Annotated in this window: 14 protein-coding genes and 1 tRNA gene; 1 reads left to right on the top strand and 14 read right to left on the bottom strand. The window is 46.9% G+C overall.

Annotation, left to right across the window (positions count from 1 at the left end; translation table 11 throughout):
* Positions 1-20: 20 nt before the first annotated feature.
* The 11 genes from OCU60_RS07010 to OCU60_RS06960 form a co-directional block, all read right to left on the bottom strand.
* Positions 21-902, bottom strand: a complete 882-nt coding sequence (locus OCU60_RS07010; protein WP_074373885.1) for a HEPN domain-containing protein — start codon at positions 900-902, stop codon at positions 21-23.
* Positions 903-1,196: 294 nt separating this feature from the next.
* Complete coding sequence (locus tag OCU60_RS07005; RefSeq protein WP_074373884.1) at positions 1,197-1,619, bottom strand: hypothetical protein; 423 nt, start codon at positions 1,617-1,619, stop codon at positions 1,197-1,199.
* A complete protein-coding gene (locus OCU60_RS07000; RefSeq protein ID WP_235862199.1) occupies positions 1,619-2,608 on the bottom strand; it encodes a hypothetical protein in 990 nt (329 codons plus the stop codon). Before OCU60_RS07000 ends, OCU60_RS07005 begins: the two co-directional genes overlap by 1 nt.
* A gap of 277 nt (positions 2,609-2,885) precedes the next feature.
* A complete protein-coding gene (locus tag OCU60_RS06995; protein WP_074373883.1) occupies positions 2,886-3,134 on the bottom strand; it encodes a hypothetical protein in 249 nt (82 codons plus the stop codon).
* 180 nt (positions 3,135-3,314) lie between these two features.
* Complete coding sequence (locus OCU60_RS06990) at positions 3,315-7,058, bottom strand: SIR2 family NAD-dependent protein deacylase (RefSeq protein ID WP_074373882.1); 3,744 nt, start codon at positions 7,056-7,058, stop codon at positions 3,315-3,317.
* Between the two features lie 332 nt (positions 7,059-7,390).
* Entirely contained in the window at positions 7,391-9,247 is a 1,857-nt protein-coding gene (locus tag OCU60_RS06985) for a hypothetical protein (RefSeq protein ID WP_074373881.1), read from the bottom strand.
* Between the two features lie 168 nt (positions 9,248-9,415).
* Positions 9,416-9,595 (bottom strand): hypothetical protein, encoded by a 180-nt coding sequence (locus OCU60_RS06980; RefSeq protein ID WP_139302131.1) that lies wholly within the window; start codon positions 9,593-9,595, stop codon positions 9,416-9,418.
* Between the two features lie 192 nt (positions 9,596-9,787).
* Positions 9,788-10,669 (bottom strand): HEPN domain-containing protein, encoded by an 882-nt coding sequence (locus tag OCU60_RS06975; RefSeq protein ID WP_074373880.1) that lies wholly within the window; start codon positions 10,667-10,669, stop codon positions 9,788-9,790.
* A 291-nt stretch (positions 10,670-10,960) separates the two neighbouring features.
* Positions 10,961-11,956: a ribonuclease T2 family protein gene (locus tag OCU60_RS06970; protein WP_074373879.1), complete on the bottom strand. Its 996-nt coding sequence runs from the start codon at positions 11,954-11,956 to the stop codon at positions 10,961-10,963.
* A gap of 569 nt (positions 11,957-12,525) precedes the next feature.
* Positions 12,526-12,613: transfer RNA gene (locus OCU60_RS06965), tRNA-Ser, on the bottom strand.
* A 155-nt stretch (positions 12,614-12,768) separates the two neighbouring features.
* Positions 12,769-13,215 (bottom strand): L-alanine exporter AlaE, encoded by a 447-nt coding sequence (locus tag OCU60_RS06960; protein WP_074373878.1) that lies wholly within the window; start codon positions 13,213-13,215, stop codon positions 12,769-12,771.
* A gap of 289 nt (positions 13,216-13,504) precedes the next feature.
* On the opposite strand from OCU60_RS06960, the gene OCU60_RS06955 reads away from it, so the two are divergent.
* A complete protein-coding gene (locus OCU60_RS06955) occupies positions 13,505-14,083 on the top strand; it encodes a UPF0149 family protein (RefSeq protein ID WP_182288454.1) in 579 nt (192 codons plus the stop codon).
* 135 nt (positions 14,084-14,218) lie between these two features.
* Here the strand turns inward: OCU60_RS06955 and OCU60_RS06950 are convergent, their stop codons facing one another.
* From OCU60_RS06950 to OCU60_RS06940, 3 genes are read right to left on the bottom strand one after another with little or no spacing between them, the layout of a single operon-like run.
* On the bottom strand, positions 14,219-14,923 hold the full coding sequence (locus OCU60_RS06950; RefSeq protein WP_074373877.1) for a thioesterase II family protein: 705 nt from the start codon (positions 14,921-14,923) through the stop codon (positions 14,219-14,221).
* A 1-nt stretch (position 14,924) separates the two neighbouring features.
* Positions 14,925-20,729 carry a non-ribosomal peptide synthetase gene (locus OCU60_RS06945; protein WP_074373876.1) on the bottom strand — a complete coding sequence of 1,935 codons (5,805 nt, stop codon included), beginning with the start codon at positions 20,727-20,729 and terminating at the stop codon, positions 14,925-14,927.
* Positions 20,719-23,865, bottom strand: a complete 3,147-nt coding sequence (locus OCU60_RS06940) for a type I polyketide synthase (RefSeq protein WP_159439480.1) — start codon at positions 23,863-23,865, stop codon at positions 20,719-20,721. The genes OCU60_RS06945 and OCU60_RS06940 overlap by 11 nt, the downstream gene beginning before the upstream one ends.
* Positions 23,866-23,873: the final 8 nt, after the last annotated feature.

The raw sequence follows: 23,873 nt of genomic DNA, 5'->3' as shown, positions 1-23,873 counted from the left end.
TACATGCTGAATAAGTGGAATTACCCCTCAAGCCGCGTCAGACAAACCTGCTCCACCAGCGTTTTCAGCTTCTCCACTTCCCCTTGCAGATACACCAGTTCTTCTTCGGTGATTTCGTAATGCATCGAGTAACGGGCGTCGATGTAGGCGCGTTGCAGGCGGCGGAAGCTGCGGCGGTGGAATTTGTCGTCCATCGGGAAGATATCAGCGAAAGCAAGATCTTGCCCGGCACAGTATTTTTTCAGCTTTTCGATATTGTGGGTTTTGGGTAAGTAGTTGGTCAGAACCAGTAAGGTACAGGCGAAGAACCGCTCTGTGGATTGGTGGAGTTGAAATGCTGCGTTGCTCAGCCATTTCTTATCAGAAAGAGCCTGACCAAAGAAATGAAAAAATTGCTGTGCACTTTCAAACCAGTAATCATAGTGCCCTTGGGCGATTTGACGACGTTCTTCATCGCTCAGATCCCCCGGCTCGGCCAGTTCTCTCGGCGTCGCGGCAAAGATTTCGATGCCCTCTTCGCGAATATCTTTGAAGAAGTAGTGACCTTGTCTGAGCTGTTCATTCACTTCTTCCAAAGTATGTACGATCAGACCCAGCGGTGCGCTTTTGACTTTGCGGTCGATCTGCTCTTCCGCCCTGCGCCAGACGAGATCCTCTTCCACCAACGAGGGTTTGTTGACGATCACCAGAATGTCGTAGTCACTGACATAGCCGTTGGGAATATCCCGCACCCAACCGCCTTTGGCGTGACTGCCGAACAGAATGATTTTCAGGATCCTGAACTCGGCTTTACTCCCCTGCTTACCAACGAGGTATTCTTCCAGCGTATCGCGCAAAATGGCCGAGATCAGCGCAAGTTCATGCTGTTTACGTTCGGGAAGATGGTCGAATGAAGTCTTCATACCTGAATAATTTGAATCAGTTAGTGAACAATGCCCACAGTGTGGCGAGCTGCTGCGCAAAAGTCTATGGTTTTTCACCAGTTTGAATCCATGTCGCGGCCTTTTCCCGAGGCACTTCACATCAATGTATTCTCATGCTGCAACATTGATTTTACGGTATAGATCGAGTGAGGAATCCGACTTATTAATGTAATAATATGATTTTAATAAAAATAATTAAGTCGTTATTTCTAAAGCATACAGTTCGGCATACATCTGTTTCGGAGCTATGGTTTTGTGATAAAAATCACATAATCAACGACGGCGCTTTGCTTTCTCTTCAAGCGCTTGCTGGCACAGCTCTTCTGAAACTGCATAGGTATGGCTTGAATAACGACTTGAAATTTTACGGAGATCTGTACACTCAACATAGTCGGATATATCTGCATGAAGCTTTGCATATGTCACTATAGTAAGTAATGGAGAAACGACAAGAAGAAGAATGACCCCTATTCGGTTAAAATCTCCAATAGAAAAAGGAAGACTAATGACTTGATCACACCAATAAAGTAGAAGATAGAAGCCAACCAAGAATGAACCATAGCTTCCCCATATATTGAGAATACCGTCAACTTTTACAACATCTGTGGTTATAAGTAGCTTCCCCATAATATCCAAGCTAAAAAAGCCACCAAGACACATGAATAGAAAAGTAAGGACGATTCTAAAAATAATCACTAAAATAATTCCTTCACAGCGTTTGTAAAATCATCGGTGTATCCTCCAATATCATCAACATAATCAACACCTTTACCGATGACAAAGGAAGCGACAGCAAACACAGCACCAGAGAATAGAACACTAGCCGTTGCGGGCAATATAACAGTAGTTATTACGGCAGCTCCAATCAAAGAGACAATCCCTTTTACCATATCTCCGGCTGAATTCCCTACAAATTCGCTCAGAGTCTCATCATCCCTCATGATGTAATCTGCTGCATTAATCCCGATAGCAAAGGCTATCTCAATCCCGGCATTGAACTTCACATAGCGTACAGCTCCCTTCAGGTTGTTCATACCAAGCCCCATCTTGATTACTCTCGGGTGATTGGCTCCCCACTTATTTCCTTTCATCAGGGTCTGCTGATACTTCCGAAAGTCCTTGATAATAATCCAGTCTTTCCCATGAATCGTCTTGGTATAGGACTTCACACCAAGGCCACCTAAGCCCTTGGCCGTTGCGTAAGCCTCCGCGCTTCCCTTGCTCAGGTCGCCGTAGTTCTTGAAATCTTCGAGCGTATCTTTTCCTCCCAGGGACTGATAAAACTCTCTGGCTTCCTCGATAGACAGCACCGCAATACTGGTGATCTTCTCGATGTACTCTACCCGGATTTCCTTTTCTCCGTCCTCGGCCAGCGGGTTGTATGCCGGCCAGTACATATTGTTCGGATCGACTTTGACCGCCGCCTTTCGTGCCTGAACCGCTTCAAATGCCTTGTCGTTGGCTCGGATATTTTCCTGTATCTGCTTCTGATGACGTTCTTTCAGAGTCAGCGGGGTTTTCTCTTCTGACCGGGTATCGTCGTTTTCGGATGTTTCAGGCTCCGGCGTCCAGTAAATGACATGCGGTCTAGCCGATACCTTTGTCGCTTTTCTCTTGAAAGTTTTTTCATACGCTTTAAAACGTTCGGGGGTCACTACAATTTCTCGTTCATATAAAAAAGCCAAATATACATCAATACACATATGAACAGAAACAGAACCGAGGCTATTATAACCAAACGGTTATATGAATCCTGATGAAAATGAAGATCACCCCAATCAGGCAAAGAGGAAAGGTATTTTTCTGAAGGAACATCTCAGCCCGGGCTTGGACTGCCACTGACTGTTTTAATTGTATCAACTCATCAGTGCATTCGAAGAAAATAAGATTAGAGAATAGTATTTTAAACAGAGCCGCTACAACACAAAACGGCTCTAAATTACATTCCCTAAGCCGTCATTGTCACTCTTGCTGATGCATCAGCCTTGCAACCTCATTGGTCAACAGATGATTGACTGAAAAAACTGAGTTCAGTTTCAATATAGCGAACATAAAGAGGACTATTAGGTAATAAGAAATCAACGTTTTTAATCGATAATCACGATCAAAAATCATATTCACGTTACCACCACAACCGACGATATCATGTCTGTCATCTAAAGCTTCATCAAGCTGAGGTACATCCCCGCCAATATTGATTCTCCAATTCATCCCGATCTTGAGTCAGTAAAGGGATAGACGGAACATCTGTGAGCAATACCAGATGCCCGGTACAAAGCCGTTCGAGAAAGGCTTGAAATGATCCCCCAGAGGGAATGACGGATTTCATATCAGGCTCGTTACAACACGACCTTGATTGTCTGCCCCCAAAAAAAGCCACCGAATGAAAAATTATCTCGCATCCCACTTCCGGCTCAGCTCAATCAACTGCTCATCATCAGCTTCCGCATAAGATGCTTTTATGGTTTCGAGCCATTCACCAAACGCATAAGGCCATAAGTAGGCATCGTCCGGTAAAACCGTATGAAAAAGAAGAACCGCTTCTTTTGGGTGCCGCTTGAGAAAATCATCATGATGAATATACAAATCTCCGGCGCGCTCTAACCGGGTTAAAAAAGGTAAGATCGACACTACGACATCAATAAAATGAGATTCGGCATCCAAAGCTATTTCGACAAACGTATGTGAAACTGCTGGCGTTTTAGCTACTAATTGACGCGGCCAGACAGAAGAAATTAACTCTTTAAAATGTAAAAACCATATCTGTTCATCAAAATTACGTATATTCCATAATACCTGACAACGAAACTTATCATCAGCAGAAATCAAGAGATCGCGGAGTTCTTGGTCTGAAACCCATTTTTCGGATGTTTCTTCATCAATAATACTCCAGGCTGAAGACAGCAAACTTACGATCGAGTTTAAGAATCTCCGCTTTTCTGCATTATCTGAATGGGCCATTTCAATTAAATAAGGTTTGAGAATAAAGAATATATCTTCCCCTAGGATAGTCTCTCCTGACAAAACACCAGACCAGAATGCTTCTTTGTCTGCCAAATCACTTCCATCAAGAATTGAAAGTAGATATTTCTGTGTCCAGTGAGCATTAATACCATAGAACCAACTCAAATTTCGTGTCATCACAGCAATGACATATCGATGTGACTCTCCGGGCAATATCAATAGATTTTCTAACAATACCAGCCAACTAGAAGACTCATTATCTGACTTTATCCAATTGATTTGGGGCTCTTCAAAGAATGACAAGGTAAGTTGGCCTACAGAAGAATTAATGGATTCAAATAACCAGTCAGGCTCTCTGTCTCCCCGGACGATTGAAAAATGAACTTGAATAACTGGATGAGACAATGTTTTGATTGATTTAGAGATTAATTGATAAAAAAGTGCTTGGTCATGTTCAGCAATTACAGAACATGTTTCATTTATCCAATAGCAAATCGGCACAATAATTTTTGCGGCCTGCTCACAAGGCAAACGAAGTATTTGAGCAGCAATCAAAACTGTTAATCGTGGTTTATCCTCTTTACGGATATGGGGTTGAAGAAACGTTCGCCATGCCCATTCAGGGATTTCACCCTGTTTAACAGCACATCTTAATGCTGAAAAAGCTCTGACGGGGCACTCTTTTGATAAACCGAGAAATGGATCAAACTGAGTTCGGCGATCTTCACTTCTGCCAGACTCTTCATTTGCACGAATAAGGATTTGATTCAGTGGTACACCATTTAATACTGAATAATCATCTTTTGTACGAACACGATAAACCCCGGAACTATTTGCTTTCATTTCATCCTGTGCATGCTCAGGTTGCCACTCAGGGATATGGCTTCTCAGCTGTTCAAGCTCTGACGTATCCGTCTGGAGAGTACAACCTTGTTGTTGAAGCCAGATTAATCTATTGAGGACTCGTCGAGTCCTTCTATTCTGATACGCTTCGTCACTCTCATCTTCCCATCGAGGGGGACCTTCAATAAATTTCCTTTCAACCATAAGCTGGTTTTCTATATTTAAATCGTCCCATCGTGCTTTAAGCGCCGGAAGCAGGTCGCTGCTATGACGAGGGTTCCACAGTGCCTCTTCAGGAATACTCTCAAATACATAAGTAAATTGTTTGTTGGGAATTAAGCCTGTTTTTCCAATAGCCCACATTCTGAGCTTGGCAAATACTTCCACATCATCATGAGGCCATTTAGAAAATTCAGCTTGTGCGGCCACTGGATCAAATAGACATAGTTTTTCAAATTGAACAATCAAGAACTGAACCCATGTTGATAAACGATTCTGTCCTCGGAATGCATTATTTCCAGAGTGAATTGAAAAATCATCTCGCCAGCCAAATCTACCAATTTCAGATAGTTCAACCGCAAATTCTATATTACGACGGAGCACTACGACCACTCGAGCTAACCATTCATCCGGAACTGTTATCTCTCTGGATAATGATGGATACTGAACCCGTAAGGAAATAAAGTCGCTGATTCGAATATTTTCTAAGTCTGTATTTTTATTACGGCTAAATGGTTCAGAAACTGTAAGATAAGGTTTAATTTCAGCGGCAAATTCACGTAATAACTGATGACTCCACCCTCTGGCGGTTACTTTTCGTAAGAATCTAAAAACATTGAAATCTTTTTTATTGTCAAACGAATCAAACAAATATCCCCATGCATCACATACAGCCGAGTTTGGATAATGATTTATTTTTGACAGAATCAATTGTTTCACCCAAGGATGCAGATAAGGTTGCTTCAATGACCACCATATTGCTTCAGGTTGATCGGCTACCCGGCTGATCCATAATGCGATTTGTTCCAATCGATTAGGGAGCGTTGAAAGTTCATTATTCTTACGAAACCAAAGCATTCTTTGCTCGTTTACTGAAATAATATCTGACGAATTAAGATCAAAAGCGTCCCAAGCATCCTCGGGGATTTCACGATCAGCGTAGATATCTTCAGATCTAATTTGTTGCGGTGCAAAATCAGAATCTAAAGCGTATAAATCAAAAGGATCAACAATCTCTTGAGGCTCTTCAAAATAGGAGTGCTTCGGTTTTTCATAACGCAGTTTCGAGTCAAACACATTTAACCAAGCTGCTGGTGGTAAATTATCAGCCTTTGCAAACGCTCGCGCTCCCTCTGCAGTCGAGACAAGATACGCAATTTGCCCCCGCTCATGAGGTTTTAGCAATTCAGGCCTAGATTGCGCTTTTTCAAGGACTTTACGCACCCATTCATCAGGGTCATCGGCTCGCTCTGCCCATGCTTCGAGAGTGTTCCAAAGCGCATCATACTGATCAAATGCAATGGCTTTCACCCCCTTATGCTGCCACTTTACATTCGCTTCACTTGCATTCCCAATCTGAAACGCATAAATATCATTGAAATGATCTGAGTCCTTACTCAAAGCTTCAAGTAAATATTGTACCGGTGGGTCATCTGCCGAATAGCCGACGAAAACCACAATATATTTCTTCAGAATCTCTTTCACAAAAGAGGTTGCCCAACCACGCGACAAATATGCTTCTCCGAATTCTGAGCTGGAAAGTACAAAGCTGCCACCATCGGCATCACTTCCTTCATCATTAATTCTGCCGTGAAGATAAACTGCCCCGTGAAACTCATCCGGATGAGATAAATCGGGTAGCTTGGGCGGGATAAAAGTTGGCAGGTTGACATTGGCTAACTCAAACAGACGATCAAAGTTCGTTGTCACAAGACGGATGGCATTTTCTCGGGTTCGTGCCAATCTGAGCATCGTTCGATGGGCGCTCAAATCAACATCTGACTTTGGAACAAGAGCGTTGGCAACTTCCCGATAAATCTCCCTGGATGAAAATTCACGTTCCAGTAAACCAAAAAGACGATCCGCTGAGACAATTCCTTCAATGCCAGTACTAGCTTTTGTCTGATCGGATACTTGGAGTAATTTCATGACATCACTGTCTGACTGAACCCCAAGCTGTGACGTAACTTTATTAACCAACCCAAAGAAATCGACTAAATCAGCTTTCGCTCTGGAAACACCAGCCCCACAGAAGAAAACAACCCGTCCTTGATCTCTCGCTGTCAGCAACTCATCCGGGATTGAGGGGCCATTCTCGATAAAACGCATTCAATGTCCTTATTGTCATCCATCTTTATGATGAACAAATATAACAAATGATGCATATCTGAACATTCATTTCATTCACGGAAAATGCAAAGAATAGATGGGTAATGTAGGTAAATCTCACTTGAATACTCGAATAATTCAGGTTACTGGATCATTCTGTAACAAAGCTATTCCACCAGCAGTGCTTTTAATGTCTCTCTACTTTCCCCAGAAATGTGTGTCCCTGTTATTCTCCAAGATGTGTCCCTTAACATCTCTTCCCAGTGAGCTAGAATTTAGAATGAATGGTGCTCCTCTATTTCCGTAACTTCTACCTAACAGCGAATATCAAATCAATCCTTCGGATAATTGACAACGTCGGGTAACCTGACTTTTTTGTCGAGATAACGTTTTAACATTGCGTGTTTTTTCGTAGAACCGAACAGACTGTTTTCCAAAGCAAAACAGATGCATACCTCTTCAGCAGTAAGGGCTTTGACAATATCATCGTCCGTTTTGATTTTGTGCTTGTTTAGATGGATGACCTTACGCACGGTTTGAAAGGCTTCAAGTGAGGCCCAATCTTCATTTTTACTATACTCCTCAACATTCGTATTGGTGTAATCGGTCCCGCTACCGGCGTACTGAAACAAGCGCCCCGTGTTCAGAATATCTTCTATGCTATGCTCCTTGGTTTTCTTCGATTTAAAGCCACTACCATTATTTTCTAGTATCTGATCGAGCAAACCGACTTCCCGCACATAACTGACAAAACCATCGATGATTGTCTGACCCAGCTCCAATACATGAGACTTACTCCAACCCCGCCGTTTTTCTAAACATCTGCCAAAGCCGTGACCATTAATCACTACCGCAGAACCAAACCTGAGCATTAAAGGCGCCGGGAAAATTTCGGAAGAAGAATACACCAAGGTATGCCCAAGTTTATTGTCATTCTCTTCGTCTTTAAATTGCGGATAACAGCCGCTTTCCTCGCCCAGTATTGCCTCTACATACTTATTGTGCCAAAACGAATCGCCGATATCCCTCAGAATAAATCGAGTAATTTCAATCTTAGAGCGAAATCCACTGCCCAGTCCCCGTTCCGGCTTATTAAAGGCAACCAGATAATTTTGCGCGTTGACCGAAGTCTGCATCAAACCGAATTCGAGAAACAACCGGGCCTTGGCCCTACCACACGGATAGGCGAAATTGTGTTGCCAAAAGCTCAGATCGCTATCGGGTGAATTATCGGCTAAGCAAAACGATTTGGCACTATAGGGAATCGCGTGTCCCGGCAGGTAATTCTCCTTGGTGAGGTCCATATCCGATAGATCCCGGACCTGAAATCCATCTCGGGCAGAACCACCGAGATTAATCTTTGAGGTAATCGTCAGCAACTCCTTTTGAATAACGAAGGTTTCATCTATCGCATCTCGGTTTTTTGTAGCACTAGCTATCGCCTGAGAGCGGCTCATGGCAAAGGTCGAATTGGCTTCTAGCAGGTTCTTACCGTGCACTTTTTGCGAACAGTTGCCAACATAAGTCACCCCGGTTTTCAATGAATAAAGCTTACATTTCCCCGAATCGATAATTACATGGTTTTCTTTCTCAAACTTCATAGCTTCGAAAAAACGTTTATCCTGAGCCTTTTCCCCTTGCTCCAATTCCTTTAGTGGCACCCACAAAGAGTCGTCGGATTTTCTTTTTTGACTCTGACAACTATCGGTTTTTGGCAGCATTGCACTATCGGGGATTGCAACGAGGCAGCTTCTCGATGCCGTACCCCAGCGCTGCATTTTAGTCAGATTGTAAGCGTACTTCTCTTTAAACTCTTTACATGGTTTTATCGTCTCCCCATTCAGAGAAGAAATCTTGTTGAGTTTAGTAAATTTATAATCGGTATAGGTTTCGGGTGAGAGGCTGTCTTTTAACTCCGAATCACCAGTATTAAAAGGAAACCGGACTTTTTTAGTATCTAGGTCTCGGATAAAAATCTGGTACAAGGACACATGGTTGAGAGACAAACCTTCGAGCATGATGATCTCAATCTCATCATCCTCAGCTTCAAACAACACGAACTCTTTCGTGTAGTCTGTTTTGGTATATTTGTCGTCGTTGGCAAGACACTCGTTGCGAATCCAGTCTTGCTGCGTACCACTTGTCCTTAATTTATTAAATACTACCTTCAGTCTTTCTGCTTCACTCATTTTTGTCAGCCACTTACGATGCAAGATACGACTATTTTAAAGGCGTATAGATGTACCTACTCGGACTGACAAACGATGAATGCGGTGAGTGCACTTATAGTTTAACAAACACCAACTCATATCCAACGACATTAATTGACGTCAGATTTTCTATCCCAGACAAACTGCTCAGGCTTCTGTACTCACATTCAACGAGGTTAACTGCTGCGAGAGCTTTTCAAGCTGTGGGGGGAGTTGCCTGAGATTTAATTGGCTTAAATCGAGATGATTCTGGCCGGTGGCTAAAGCTTGCTCAATGAGACGATTGGCTTCACGTAAGGCGCCAGAGTGTTCGAATGGACTCATCATGTATTCCCGGGATTAAACAACGGATGATTATTTGTGATTAATCAAGATATCGCATAATCATGGATTGGCATAATCCTCAGACATAGAAAGATCGATGCGATCAATTATGCAATATAGATAAAGGATGCCAAAAGTCTTATGGTCTTTGAAACCACAAAGTGATCGGTCCATTCTCCTCCTTCCTCAAACAGCCTAAACCGTAAGCCGCGTCAGACAAACCTGCTCCACCAGCCCTTTCAGCTTCTCCACTTCCTCTTGCAGATACACCAGTTCTTCTTCGGTGATTTCGTAATGCATCGAGTAACGGGCATCGATGTAGGCGCGTTGTAGCCGGCGGAAGCTGCGGCGGTGGAATTTATCATCCATCGGGAAGATATCAGCGAAAGCAAGATCTTGGTCGGCGCAGAATTTTTTCAGCTTCTCGATATTGTGGGTTTTGGGTAAATAGTTGGTCAGCACCAGTAACGTACAGGCGAAAAATCGCTCTGCGGCTTGATGGAGTAGGAATGCAGAATGATTCAACCACTTTTGCTCGTGAAATGAAAATTCAAAAGAACGCAAAAACTGCTGAGAACTCGTAAACCAATGATCAAAATGCCCCTGCGCAATCTCTCGATGCTCTTCTTCGGTTAAGTTCGCCGGTTCAGTGAGCTCCTTCCCATTGGCGTTATAAAGCAAGATACCTTGTTCACGAATATCGGTAAAAAAGTAATGACCTTTTTGTAGTTGTTCATTGACCTCTTTGAGCGTGTGGACGATCAGCCCCAGCGGCGCGCTTTTGACTTTGCGGTCGATCTGTTCTTCCGCCCTGCGCCAAACGAGATCCTCTTCCACCAGCGAGGGTTTATTGACGATCACCAAAATGTCGTAGTCACTGACATAGCCGTTGGGAATATCGCTAACCCAACCGCCTTTGGCGTGGCTGCCGAACAGAATGATTTTCAGGATCCGGAACTCGGCTTTACTCCCCTGCTTACCAACGAGGTATTCTTCCAGCGTGTCGCGCAAAATGGTCGAGATCAGCGCAAGTTCATGCTGTTTACGTTCGGGAAGATGGTCGAGTGAAGTCTTCATACCTGAATGATTTGAATCGGTTAGTGAACAATGCCCACAGTGTGGCGAGCTGCTGCGCAAAAGTCTATGGTTTTTCACCCGTTTGAATCCGTATCGCAGCTTTTCCCGAGGCACTTCACATCAATGTATTCTCATGCTGCAACATTGAGTTCAGCGGGATTTTATCTTTCAATTTGATTGATTTAGATAACTTTCAGAAATAAAACCCGGATTGAACCGGGTTTTATACCAATGTAATCACAAGAAGGAGGCGGGAAAACCGCCTTCTTTTTTATCAGTCAGAACGGATGATTAAAAGCCGATTTCATCCACAGTGAAGCTGCTGCCACATTGGTTAGAAAACTTCGGATCAGCATCCATCATTAAGCTTGCAAGGGAAGCATTTTCATCCAGTTGTTTCGGCAAATTAATATAGACATCCACTAATTTGCTGTTCTTACATGAAATCTGTAACCGTTTATACGCTCCGTCGAAAAACGCCTGATCCACAACATCAAAAAAGTCCTGCGTGGAGACAGATTCACCGAGATGCTCCTGCATGAAATAAGCGACATTCTGGTTAAATTCTTTTTGCAGACGAATCGCAGTTTTAAAATATTCATCCGCGTTTCTTTGCGTCTGGCAGGTACCGTGCTTGTACCATTCATGACGTTGTAAACAAGAACCATAGGCTGCACTTGGCATATATTGTCCCAGTAATGCCAGCGTCGATGATGACATCGGAACCGCATCATAGCTGCAAAAAGGACTCACCGAGTGAGAATAACTGCCACAGAATCCGTAACTTGTGCCACAAGAAGCTTTATTCGGCCATAAACCATGCAGGGTAAAGTTTCCGGCCTGATAAGCGCTGGAATCCGTGACCTTACATTCAGGCTTTGACGTGTGTGTTTCACAGAAAGCTGGCTGCCAGCTGAGAGCAAAGACATAACTGTCTTCCTGACCCGCCGTTGAACATCTGCCAGAACCCGAGCTGCCAGATGAAGAAGAATCATCACCTTTTACCTCACCACAACTGACAGAGACCCAACGCAACTGCGGATTAGCATTTTCAACCACCACTCGGTACCAGGTGGCGTCATTTTTATTCGCCTCACGAATTTGGTAAGACTGCCCGGAAACCAGATAGATGTTACCAGGATTGGTTTTCTTGTTTTTTGATTGATAAGCCGGACATGACTGGCTGGCATAAAAAGTACCAGAGAAAGTCACCGCGGAACTCTGCCCGACAACACCGAACAACAGTGCCAGGGCAGAAAAAACAGCCAACAGAGTTTTTAGTTTCATTTAACAAATTTCCTGTATAAGTATGTGTAAGCGTCGCAATACTAAACATATCAAATTAAATAAGAAAGAAGTTAAATAAAACTTAGTGTCATATTATTTTTGCGAAATAATCATGACACTGTTTTTTCACCGGACATGCCGCAATAACCGGGTCAATCCCGGTTTAGTCTTCCTGTTCATGGGGTAAAAATCATTGGAAGGACTGCCCCTTAAAGCTCCCAGCCAGAGCGGATAATTCAGACCTGATGCCATCTCTTTTATCCGGTTTAGATACAAGTGTTATAGAAAGGTATACGGACACAAAAAAGAGATGTAGTGATTTCTGGTGTATGTGTTGAAGGGATCGCAGTGTATCTCCTGTTGATTGATCTCGGCAGATCAACAACCAACAGGAGACTGCTGCGCAAAAGTCTATGGTTTTTCACCAGTTTGAATCCGTATCGCTGCTTTTCCCGAGGCACTTCACATCAATGTATTCTCATGCTGCAACATTGATTTTCCGGTATAGATTTCAGCAACGAATTTCAGAAACGAAAAAGGCCGCAGACGAACGTCTACGGCCTTGAATGTGGCGGTGAGTGAGAGATTCGAACTCTCGATACGTTGCCGTATACACACTTTCCAGGCGTGCTCCTTCAGCCACTCGGACAACTCACCGAATCGTTGAAATTATTGCTTCAACGGGGCGCTAATTTAATGATTCTTCGGAAGAAGGTCAAGGAGAAAAATCGTAAAAGCTGCCCTTTGACAATCAAATGGTTATTAATTAACTGATTGGTCGATTATCTGAACAATCAGCAACAGCACACAAATCAGACGTGATAATAACCGGGTACCCGAAACCAGCGTCGGCAACAATCGAGAAAGTAACCGTAAACAACGCCCATACCGCAAGAAATCACCGCATTGATAGACACGGCTGTGACGATCTGATCGTATGTTGCACCAACCGTCAGTAAAATTCCGACATAGACGGGTGATTGAAATGCGACATAAGCAAACAGGTCACAAATATTTTTCATCCATCCGCTGGGAGAAAAGCGCCGTCCGGATCTCAAGACAAAATCACGGAAGAGCCCATATGGCCAAGCAATCGCAATATTGACCGGAATTGAAAGCAGCCTCGAAGATAATGACTGCTCCAGCGTCATTCCCGAGATAAACACCTCAATGCCCATACCTGTCACAAAGCAGAATACCACCATTGCAAATGTATCGGCAGCTGCGTGGCGAACACAAAAAGGCGCACTATTTTTCATTTTGTTTCACTCAGATAAACAACACTATTTGTGCGCATTAAAACACAATAATTATAAAATTAATCACTATTTATTTAAATAAACACTAAATATAAAACCAATAAATACACTAAAAACTAGCATAAAAAACTAATAAAAATAAATAGTTAACCATTTGTAAATGAAGAAACAAAATTAAAACAAATGTCTGTAAAACAAGCCGTTTTTAAAGAAACAAATCGGATGTCTCGCAACTTCTTTTAATTTCAAATACCATAACGATCCACCCACTCAATCGATTTGATCAAGCATGAATGTGACACTAACTGAAATTATTGCGTCGGTAGAACAACCCGAACAACTGCTCAATGAACATCAGATGACGGGATTTATTGTTGCTCTCGCTGCAACACCATATCTGATTTCACCGGAAGAATGGCTCCCCTATCTTTGGGGTGGGAGTGAGGTTGCACCGTTCGCGGAGCCCTCTCATCTTGAGATGTATTGCCAACACGTTGTTCAACAATGGAATACGGCCCGGGAATCATTACTCAGTGGCTCATGGCAATGGCCGGCTTCATGCCTGCTGGATGATGAAGAAATTGTCAATCAGGCGACTCGGGACTTCTGTGAAGGTATGTTACAAGGCTGGCAACTGACCAAAGATGACTGGGAAGCACTGATGCCGCCTGAAACGGAAAATGGTGCCTTACTGGGCGGCGTTTTGCTATCCATTACCATGCTCTATGACCCGGAAACTTCACTGGTAACATTGAATGAAGCGGGCGCGGATGCGATGGCTCAGTTCGAAGAGATTTATCAGGCGGTACCAATCATGCTATCCGGTCTTAGTCAGCGTGCGCTGGCGATTGCTGAATCCGACGATTGATATGTAATCGCACAAATTGACCTCATACCGTTCACTGATTGTGAGCGGTTTTTTTAGTAGCCATGAATGTCGCTCATATGATTCTCCCCCCACAGGAGAATGGTCAGCGCAGACAATAAAAGCCCACCGGAGCATTCAAGCCGTCATTGCAACCAGACACATCAGTCGCTCCACTTCTTTCGCGACTTCCGGCAAGTTATCCAGAAAATAAAAATGCCCGCCCGGAAACAGAAAACTCCCAAGATAGTCACTGCTATGCATCGACCAAGCGTGCAGTTCATCGATGCTAACAGTGGGATCATCGTCTCCTCCCAAGCAAGCCAGAGGAACGGGTAACGCCCTACCTTCTGTATAGCGATAGGTCTCGCAAGCCTGAAAATCCCTACGGATCCTCGGACGAAGCAAATCCATCATCTCTCCATGATCCAGAATTTCCTGGGGTGTGGCAGAAAGTAATGATAAGCGACGATCAAATTCATCTTGAGGCGAATCATGTAATGAAGGACATGTCCGCTCCAAATGTGGCGCCTGATGTCCGGAAACCATTAGGAGCAGAGGTAAACAGCCATGCATCGAGGTCAACGCCCGCACAACTTCAAACGCAAGCAGCGCGCCCATTGAATGACCAAAAATCGCGTAAGGTTCTGTCTCATTGCCGATATGAACAGCAATCCGGTGAGCCATTTCCCGAAGGCTCAACAGCTCGGGTAGGTCAGCATACATTCGGCCCCGATCCGGGACATCCAGCGGGACAACATCAATTGTCGGAGCAAAGAATGGTTGTAATACCTGATAAGATTTCGCCGAACCACCGGCATAAGGAAGTAAGTAAAGACGCATATTATTCCTTTCCTCTGTGTGAACTGATCAATCCGCTTTGTTCAAGGGTCCGGAGACTCCGGAGCAGCAACGTACCATCGAAGGCCGGACAAGGTCCGATTTTTCCCGCTGTATATTGCAGGGTATGGGTACTATCTGCCCAAGCATACTTTGCCTCCGTCAGACTGTCCGGTGCAATATGGGCCAGCAGCGGAACCAAGCGGATCACGGCACTATCGGCATGCTGTTTTGCCGCTTCAAGCATTTTGCTTCGCCATACGGCATAATTCTCAACGACCAGCGGATAACCCGCTGACGCCAGCCACAGCTGTATTTCCTGATAGCGAGACGGGTTGGGATGATTAAGATGGAATGCTTTGCCGAATGCCTGTTCGTTATCCATTAGCGCAAGAGTTACCCGAGCAGCATAGTCAACCGGAATGACATCCAACGGCAGATCTAAGGCCGGCAGCGCACCGATCGCCAACGATGCCCGAATCACCAACCACAACAGATCATCCGGCCGGATATCACCGCTCACCGAATGGCTGCCAATCCGACTGGGACGAATAACTGTGATCGGTAATCCCCGTTTTCCAACCTCGGTCACCATCCGTTCCGCAACCCACTTTGTCTGACTGTAGGCATCATCGAGCGTATGCGGATGGCTCGGTTCCCGATCTTCATATAACCCAAACCGCTCTCCCATATCACCGTCATCAAACACACCCAAACTGGAAATATAATGAAAAGGTTTTGCATCTCCACGACAAGCCAGCCGCAGCAGAGTTTCGGTAGCAACGACATTGGCATTTTTCAGTTGCTGATAAGGTTCGGAAAAGTTGACCCGACAGCCATTATGAAGCACTTCCCCAACCTGATCGGCGAACAGCTGCAACCGTTGCTCGGACAACCCTAAATCCGGCTGGGCCAAATCTCCGCTCCACACCTGCAAAACCGATGCGAACTCCGTTCGCCATAGTCCTCGGGAATCAAGCATATGACGGATGCGAGCATAGCCCTGCTGATCGTCTGCAGCCCTGACGAGACAGTATACTTGTTGATAACGGCCACAACTCAAGGCTTCGAACAACAAATAACAACCGAAAAAACCGGTTGCTCCAGTCAGCAGTATAGTCGGCTGAAGAGAACGCGTGGTTGGCGGCACAATGTCAGGATCGACCTCCGCTTCTGCATACCAGAATGCCGGGTTGGTAGGCGCTCCCTGCCCCGGCTTTTGCGACTGGGCCGCTTCGATCGTTGCAGCCATCCCCCGTAAGCTTGAGTTAGCAAACAAAGCCATCAGCGGTACCCGGATCTGAAACTCATCTTCAATTCGGAACATCAGACGAGCAGCCAACAACGAATGCCCGCCACACAGCCAGAAATCATCGTCTAGCCCAACACTTTCTATACCAAGCAACGAGGTCCAGATCTTTGTTAGTGCTCTTTCATGAAAAGTGCTCGGCGATGCACCACTCCTCTGTGATTCTGAATGATTTCTTGGCATCGGCAATGATTCCAGATCCAATTTACCATTCGGCGTCACCGGAAAAACATCCACCGACATAACCAGATCAGGCACCATATGGGTAGGCAAGTTCTCTGCCGCATATCGGCGCAGATTTTCCAGTCGGTCACGACGATAGACCTGTTGGAGCGGATCATTAATCTGCTCAAACGTGTTTACCGATTGTGATTTCTCTGATCCTAGGTCTTGCGTATGGAGTTTTTCCGGCTGCCACGGATGACCCGCTTCAATCGGTTCGAGGGAAAACAGCACATCCATCCATGCTGTCCCCTCTTCAATCGAAGGCGCAATACAGACATGGTAACCGGTCAATTGTGCCATCTGCCAAAGTATTTCCGGATCGAGAGCCCCTTGCTCCCGCGTCTGTTCGGCTGCTTGGAAGATCAATGTATCAACACGGCCTTCTATCGCACTCTCCGAGCCAAGCAGCATATCGCCCAGCAGTTTATCCTGAAAAAAACGGCCATTCGGAATCGACAGGACCCGCAACGTTTCAGGACTCTCCTTCAGCAGAGAGTGAAGCCGATCAGGATCCCGTCCCAACGACTCCCAAGATAAACTTTTATCAATCTTCAGTTGTGGTTGTAACTGTGAATACAGCACCACGTCATAACGAAAACGGGTCATCTCATTCTGATAACGACTCCGTTTCCACTGCACATCAACAAATCCGTCAGGAACAAACTGGTGAAAGAAATCAGGGGCAATACAGATTTCCCGTTCTTCCTTTTCCAGTTGACGAACAAGGCGAGCAATTTGTCTGATCCCGGCATCTCTGCCGGTGCGGGAAATCGCCACGGCGGTGTAAAAAGCCGGCATCAGCGACAAACAGCGAATATCACCGATAAATATCACCCCCTGCTTTCCGACCACACGCTGAGCACCGCGCAGCACCTGAGTCAGGTAATCCTTATTCGGAAAATATTGAATCACTGAGTTGAGAATCACCAGATCGACAGGTGTCATAATACCCGTGATAAAGTCCACAGCATCCTGCTGTTCCACGTGACAGTGAGCCAGTCCCAATGCCTGAAATTTATGAGTCAGATAACGTACAGCGACCCCGGAAATATCGCTTCCCCGGTATGTCCGGCACTGCTTTGCCAGCTCCAGCGCTAATAAACCGAGGCCACTGCCAATTTCAACAATATGACTAGGGTGCAACAGGCGTAAACGGTAGAGTGTCCATGCAATCCATTCCTCCATCTCTTCCCGGTCAATCGGCTGGCCGGTATCCGTGTGGTTCCAGCCAGTAATATTCGGTACCTCCGGAGAAGAAGGCTCAACCCCCTCGGCATAAATATCGTCGAAAACCGTCTTCATCAACCGAGTTTCCTGCGCAATGTCGGGCCGGAGGTCCGTACCGGATTCGATCACATAACTCACCAACCATGCATTACCGTTATGGGCCGTCCGCTCGCAAACAAGGCAATCAGCAACCAATGGATGCCGCCGGAAAACCGCTTCAATTTCCCCCGGTTCGATCCGATGTCCTCGATTTTGAATTTGCTGATCAATGCGTCCTAAATATTCTAGGTCACCATCCGGCCAATACCTCGCTAAATCCCCAGTCCGATAAAAACGGTCATGAAATCCTGCTATGTCCCGTACCACAAAACGCTCTGCCGTCAGATCCGGGCGATTCAGGTATCCCTGGCTTACGGCTGTACCACCAATCCAAATCTCTCCCGGGACACCATCCGGCACCATCAGTCCGTTCGCATCCAGCAGGAAAAGCGTAATATCATCCAATGGGCGGCCAATCACACTTCCCTGCAAGCGGGTAATATCTTCAGCGTGGATCCGCCGAGCGGTGACATGCACGGTCGTTTCGGTGATCCCATACATATTAACCAGCGCCGGACCACTGTCGACGTACCTGTCCATCCAGTCTTTCAGCATCGGCAATGCCAACGCCTCTCCGCCAAAAATAACCAGCCGCAGATGTTCCAACCGGGATGGTTGATGCATTTCAGCCCGAATGAGGCCACGAAATGCTGACGGTGTCTGACTCAAAACCGTGACTTTTTCCCGTTCGAGTAACTGCCTCAAGGCCAGTGGATCTTTTACCGCAGCCTGAGGAACGACGACCAGGCAGCCACCATGCAGCAAGGCTCCCCACAACTCCCATACGGAAAAATCAAACGAGATGGAATGAAACAGACTCCAGACATCCTCATCATCGATATGGAACTGTGCCTGCGTAGCCTCAAACAAACGCAAGACATTTTCATGATTGACCACCACACCTTTCGGAACCCCGGTTGAACCGGACGTAAAAATAACGTAGGCGGCATCTTTGGGTGTGATCTGCGGCAAGTCCTGCAGTTCGGATGGTGTCATTCCGTATGGTCCATCCGTATCTTTTTCATCCACCCCTTCTTCGTCAATCAACAGGCATGGTGGAACAAGCGAACATAACCCGCTTCTGGTTACAACCAAAGCCGGTTCAGCAAGTTCACACAGCAGCGCCAACCGCTCTTTCGGGTAAGCCGGATCCAACGGAACATAGGCACATCCTGATTTCAGCACCGCTAAAACGGCCACGACCATCTCGAGTGAACGTTCCAGACAGATACCGACCCGTGCTCCAGGTGTGACTCCACGGGCGATGAGAGATCTCGCCAAATGATCGGATAAACGCTCCAGAGCCTTATAGTTCAAACTTTCGTGCCCATAGCGGACAGCTTCAGCCTCAGGATAGCGCCGGACCTGTGCCGAAAAACGCTGATGAATCGTATCGGTCACTGGAAATGATCGCAGCGCCCTGCTACGGCATAGCTGCCGTTCATATGCCTGCGGGCTTTGCAACGACATCGCCGCGATCGGCGTTTCCGGTGCATTCACCGCATCGGTCAAAAGCGCCTGAAATGCCGAAAGTAACATATCTGCTGTGGCAGTATGAATAAAGGGAACCGCATATTCCAGTACCACACGTAGTCCGTCAGACTCTTCCTGAACCGAGAGCATTAAATCGAACATTGCAGCACCGTGGTCAACTTCACGCGGTTGCATCCGTAGTGCATTACCTGAAGCTATCTGATGGGTCGGATGTTGTTGATGGTAAGCAAATGCAACCTGTACCAGTTGTCGCCAGCCAGCATGCCATTCTGGCTGAACCTCGCGAATCAACACTTCAAATGGTAACGACTGATGATTAAAACCATTGATCGATGTCGCTCGCACACGTGCCAGAGCTTGTAAAAAAGAGAGCTCACCGCTCAGCTCCGTCCTCAACGGCAGAAAGTTAACAAAAAAACCGATCAAACTTTCAATCTCACGTCGATCCCGGTTAGCCACCGGTGTACCGACGCAAATATCACATTCCCCTCCGACACGATGGAGCAAAATTTTATAAAGGGTTAGCAGCACCATAAATGGTGTCGCCTGATGCTCATAACCGAGCTTCCGTAACTTCTGACTTAGTGATGCCGGAATAAAAAGGGTTTTTCGTCGCCCGATAGCATCGCTTCTGATCGCATCATGACTATCTGGCCAAGGATAGGGTGAAGGAGGCAGCGTCGCAAATTGTTGCTTCCAGTAAGCCAATTGCTCGGACCAGCCAGATTGGGCTGCATCACCTCGTTGCCACGATGAATAATCATAATAGTTCACTGTCAGCGGAGGGGGTATCTCTTCCCCCTCGGTCTCAGCCCGGTAAAATTGTGCCAGCTCCTGAACTAGTAAATTCAGCGACCAGCCGTCACAAGCAATATGATGAATCACCACCCCGAAAAGAAATTGTCGTTCAGCCAACTGATACAAACAGGAACGGACTAATGGCCCACAGGTCAGGTCAAAAGGCACCCCAGACCATTGCGACAGTTCGGCCATCGCTTTCGCTTCCCGCGTTTCTTCATCAAACTGGCGAAAATCATGAGTTTCCCATACCATCGCATCAACATCATTAAGCTGTACCGTCGGCATACCGTCAACTTCCCGAAAACAAGAGCGAAGCGGCAAATGCCGGTGTAGAATATGCTTGAATGCCTGCCTTAGCGCCACCGTATCCAGTGCACCGTCGATCAAAACCGCACCAGCGATATTGTTGATAGCACTGCCCGGCACAAGTTGTTCCAAAAACCATAATCGTTCCTGAGCAAAAGAAATGACTGGGCTTATCTTGGGATCATGCCGAATTTCACTCCCGTGCGCCCCCTGACCGCGTAACAAACAGGACATTAGCTGACGCTTACTGTCAGACATTTCCGTGGCTGTCTTTGCAGCGTCTGTGGCAACAGTTACGGTTTTCGAGGGGGCTATTCCCTTCTCTGATGTTCTCGGATCATGACTCATACCGTTGATGATCTCCTTTCCGGCTCACTTCGTTTTCTTTGTTCTGCTCCAAAGCTGCCATCACAGCTGCGACTTCTTCTTCAGACATCGCTTCAATCGCTTCAGCCAGATATCCCTCAGTTCGTTCGGCCAGAATCATGACAGTTCGTGCCTCAAAAAACAGCTCCAGAGGCAATTCGATCCGGAGGGCTTCCCGCAGGCGGGTAACCACCTGAACCGCCAACAATGAATGCCCTCCCAATTCAAAAAAGTCATCCGTCACGCCTATGGGGGCAATTCCCAGTACATTTTCCCAGACTCCGGTAACCAGACTCTCGGCTTCGGTGCGGGGTAGAATCGGGGCCGGCAATGATGTCGGACGAGAGTAATGTTGCGACATGGCAACGTCTTCCGTTGTCCGATGCGTCTCATCAGATATCGGCCTCAGTTCCTCCGGTTCAATCCAGTAGCGGGTCCGAGCAAACGGATACAGAGACAAGCTCATCCGCTGCACTTTCTCCCCCGCCAGCCAGTCAATCGAATGTCCACGCAACCAGAGCTGGGCAAGCGCCTGATTCAGATTGATGGTTTCCGAATCACTTCCGCCCATGCAGGGGATCGCCTTAGTGGTGCGGAACGGCTCATAGTTTCCCGCAAGTAAGCTCAGTGTCCGCCCGGGACCAGCTTCCAGCAGGGTTGGCCCCATCTGTGACAAGGTGCTGAAGACCAAATCAAAACGCACCGTCTCCCGAGTCAGCCGCCCCCAGTAGGCTGGTGTGGAGATCATGTCGTCAACTCGTTCTCCGCTCAGACAGGAAAGGATCGACCAGCGCGGCGGATGTAGTGGCACGGAGGCCAAAAGCGACTCGAACGGTGCAACCATCGGAGTTATCATCGCAGAATGAAAAGCATGCGAGGTCTGTAAACGTCTTAACGGAAGATCATGATGAAGCGCTTCAAAATCAGCAATCTCAGCTTCTGTACCGGAAATCACACAAAGTCCCGGTCCATTGACTACCGCAATATCCAGATGGGTTTTCTCCTGCACAACCTGCATCGGGAGCGGCACTGCCAGCATCGCACCACTCGGCAATGCGCCCATCATTCGCCCTCGTTCGCAAACCAGCCACACAGCATCTTCAAGGGACATTACGCCTGCCAGCGTTGCCGCCGCAAATTCTCCCAGACTATGTCCTGCCATCACTGCTGGTTCTCCCAGCCGGTCGATCAGAAATCGTCCCAATGCATATTCCACAGCAAACAGTAAAGGCTGCGTTACCTCGGTCCGATTGAGTGACGATGTTGCGGAAACACCAGCGGCAAGCAGCTCACAGGGATCTCTCTGCATCCGAGCCACCAGAACCTGACGCACTTGATCAAAATATTGTCTGAACAGCGCCTCTTCCCGGTAGAGCGTCATTGCCATACCTACGTACTGGGCACCCTGCCCCGGAAATAGCAATGCGTATCCTCCGGCTGGTGCGGCGCTGACTTTGACCGGCATGTCTTGATCGTGACGTAACCGTTCAATGGCTTCATCTCGTCCGGTGACGACAACCGCCCGCCGCCAGAGGCATTCACGCCGCCCGGAGTTCATCGTCACCGCGATGTGCTTCAACGCATCGGCTCCATGCTGCTCAATATCCTTAGCCAACGCTGATGCCACGTTGGCTAAGGCTTCAGTGGAAGAAGCAGACCAAGTCAGGACAACCGCCTTTTCCTCAGTGGTGTTCTCATGCACATCAACACCTTGATGTCTGGATATTTCAGCAGAAACAGGCGCTTCAGCAAGGACGACATGTGCATTGGTGCCGCCGATACCGAATGAACTGACTGACGCGTAACGACATTTACCATGCGGTTCCGTCCAGGATTCAGGCACTGTATTGACCGAAAACAGGGTATCGGCATCCGAAGATAAGACAGAAGCGCTGGCCGGATGGGGCTCATGATACATGGGATGTGGCGGAATCACGCCATGATGGAGTGTCAGAACCGTTTTGATCAAACCGGCTACACCAGCAGCTGAATCCAAATGGCCGATATTGGCTTTCAGTGCTCCCAAGATCGTCGGACGATACCGTTTATGCCCCTGACCGAAAACATCGGCCAACGCCAGCAATTCGATCGGATCCCCCAGCGATGTTCCGGTGCCGTGGGTTTCCACATAACCGATCTCCGACGGTTCAATCCCGGCAATTCCAATAGCTTCTGCGATCACCTTACTCTGACCCGAGATACTCGGTGCCGTAAACCCAGCTTTTCCGGCACCTTCGTTTGCCACAGCCGATCCTCGAATCACAGCAAAAATCTGGTCACCGTCACGCATCGCATCAGCCAGACGTCGCAACACCACCACACCGACACCGTTGCCGAAAATCGTCCCGTTTGCCTCTCGATCAAAAGGCCGACACATCCCATCGGGCGAGAGAATCGATCCGGCCCGGTACAGGTAACCAGCCTTTTGTGGTACCCGAAGCGTGATCCCGCCAGCCAGAGCCATATCACACTCCCCGGCCAGCAGTCCCTGCACCGCCATATGTACGGCGACAAGAGACGTCGAACATGCCGTTTGAACCGCGATACACGGTCCGCTCAAATTAAAATGATAAGCTGCCCGCGAAGTCAGATAGTCTTTGTCATTCGCTAGGGCAACCTCAAAAGCACCAATCTCTTCCAGCCACTCCCGATGAGGCAATAAATTGCTCAATAAATAAGAGCTCATGCTACAGCCGGCGTACAACCCGATATCGCCACGAAAACGAAACGAATCATATCCGGAGTGGTTCAAAGCGTGGCCAACACACTGGAGAAAAATGCGGTGCTGCGGATCGATTAACGCAGCCTCCCGGGCGGAGAGCCCGAAATACGTCGCATCAAACTGATCAATGTCATCGACTGTGGCGGCAGACCGAACGTAGTCAGGATGAGTGCGGAGCTTCTCTTGGACTCGTGCAACCTGAAGGTCTTCCTCCGTCAGCGATGCGATGGAAACCTTCCCTGCGATCAGGTTCTGCCAGAATGTATCGATATCATCTGCCCCAGGAAAGCGCCCCGCCATGCCGATCACGGCAATATCGTCCGAGTCGATTTGATTGAATTCACCATCATGTAAATCAACATCATCTGAATCAAAGCCATTTGAATCCATATCCATCTCTCCAC

The organism is Vibrio spartinae (assembly GCF_024347135.1).
Lineage (GTDB): Bacteria > Pseudomonadota > Gammaproteobacteria > Enterobacterales > Vibrionaceae > Vibrio > Vibrio spartinae.
This window is presented reverse-complemented; position numbering and strand designations above follow the sequence as displayed.

What these genes read in the sequence shown, in the direction of transcription:
- OCU60_RS07010 (WP_074373885.1), bottom strand. Translation starts at nt 902, where the DNA reads ATGAAGACTTCATTCGACCATCTTCCCGAACGTAAACAGCATGAACTT.
- OCU60_RS06995 (WP_074373883.1), bottom strand. Translation starts at nt 3,134, where the DNA reads ATGAATTGGAGAATCAATATTGGCGGGGATGTACCTCAGCTTGATGAA.
- OCU60_RS06990 (WP_074373882.1), bottom strand. Translation starts at nt 7,058, where the DNA reads ATGCGTTTTATCGAGAATGGCCCCTCAATCCCGGATGAGTTGCTGACA.
- OCU60_RS06985 (WP_074373881.1), bottom strand. Translation starts at nt 9,247, where the DNA reads ATGAGTGAAGCAGAAAGACTGAAGGTAGTATTTAATAAATTAAGGACA.
- OCU60_RS06980 (WP_139302131.1), bottom strand. Translation starts at nt 9,595, where the DNA reads ATGATGAGTCCATTCGAACACTCTGGCGCCTTACGTGAAGCCAATCGT.
- OCU60_RS06975 (WP_074373880.1), bottom strand. Translation starts at nt 10,669, where the DNA reads ATGAAGACTTCACTCGACCATCTTCCCGAACGTAAACAGCATGAACTT.
- OCU60_RS06970 (WP_074373879.1), bottom strand. Translation starts at nt 11,956, where the DNA reads ATGAAACTAAAAACTCTGTTGGCTGTTTTTTCTGCCCTGGCACTGTTG.
- OCU60_RS06960 (WP_074373878.1), bottom strand. Translation starts at nt 13,215, where the DNA reads ATGAAAAATAGTGCGCCTTTTTGTGTTCGCCACGCAGCTGCCGATACA.
- OCU60_RS06955 (WP_182288454.1), top strand. Translation starts at nt 13,505, where the DNA reads ATGAATGTGACACTAACTGAAATTATTGCGTCGGTAGAACAACCCGAA.
- OCU60_RS06950 (WP_074373877.1), bottom strand. Translation starts at nt 14,923, where the DNA reads ATGCGTCTTTACTTACTTCCTTATGCCGGTGGTTCGGCGAAATCTTAT.
- OCU60_RS06945 (WP_074373876.1), bottom strand. Translation starts at nt 20,729, where the DNA reads ATGAGTCATGATCCGAGAACATCAGAGAAGGGAATAGCCCCCTCGAAA.
- OCU60_RS06940 (WP_159439480.1), bottom strand. Translation starts at nt 23,865, where the DNA reads ATGGATATGGATTCAAATGGCTTTGATTCAGATGATGTTGATTTACAT.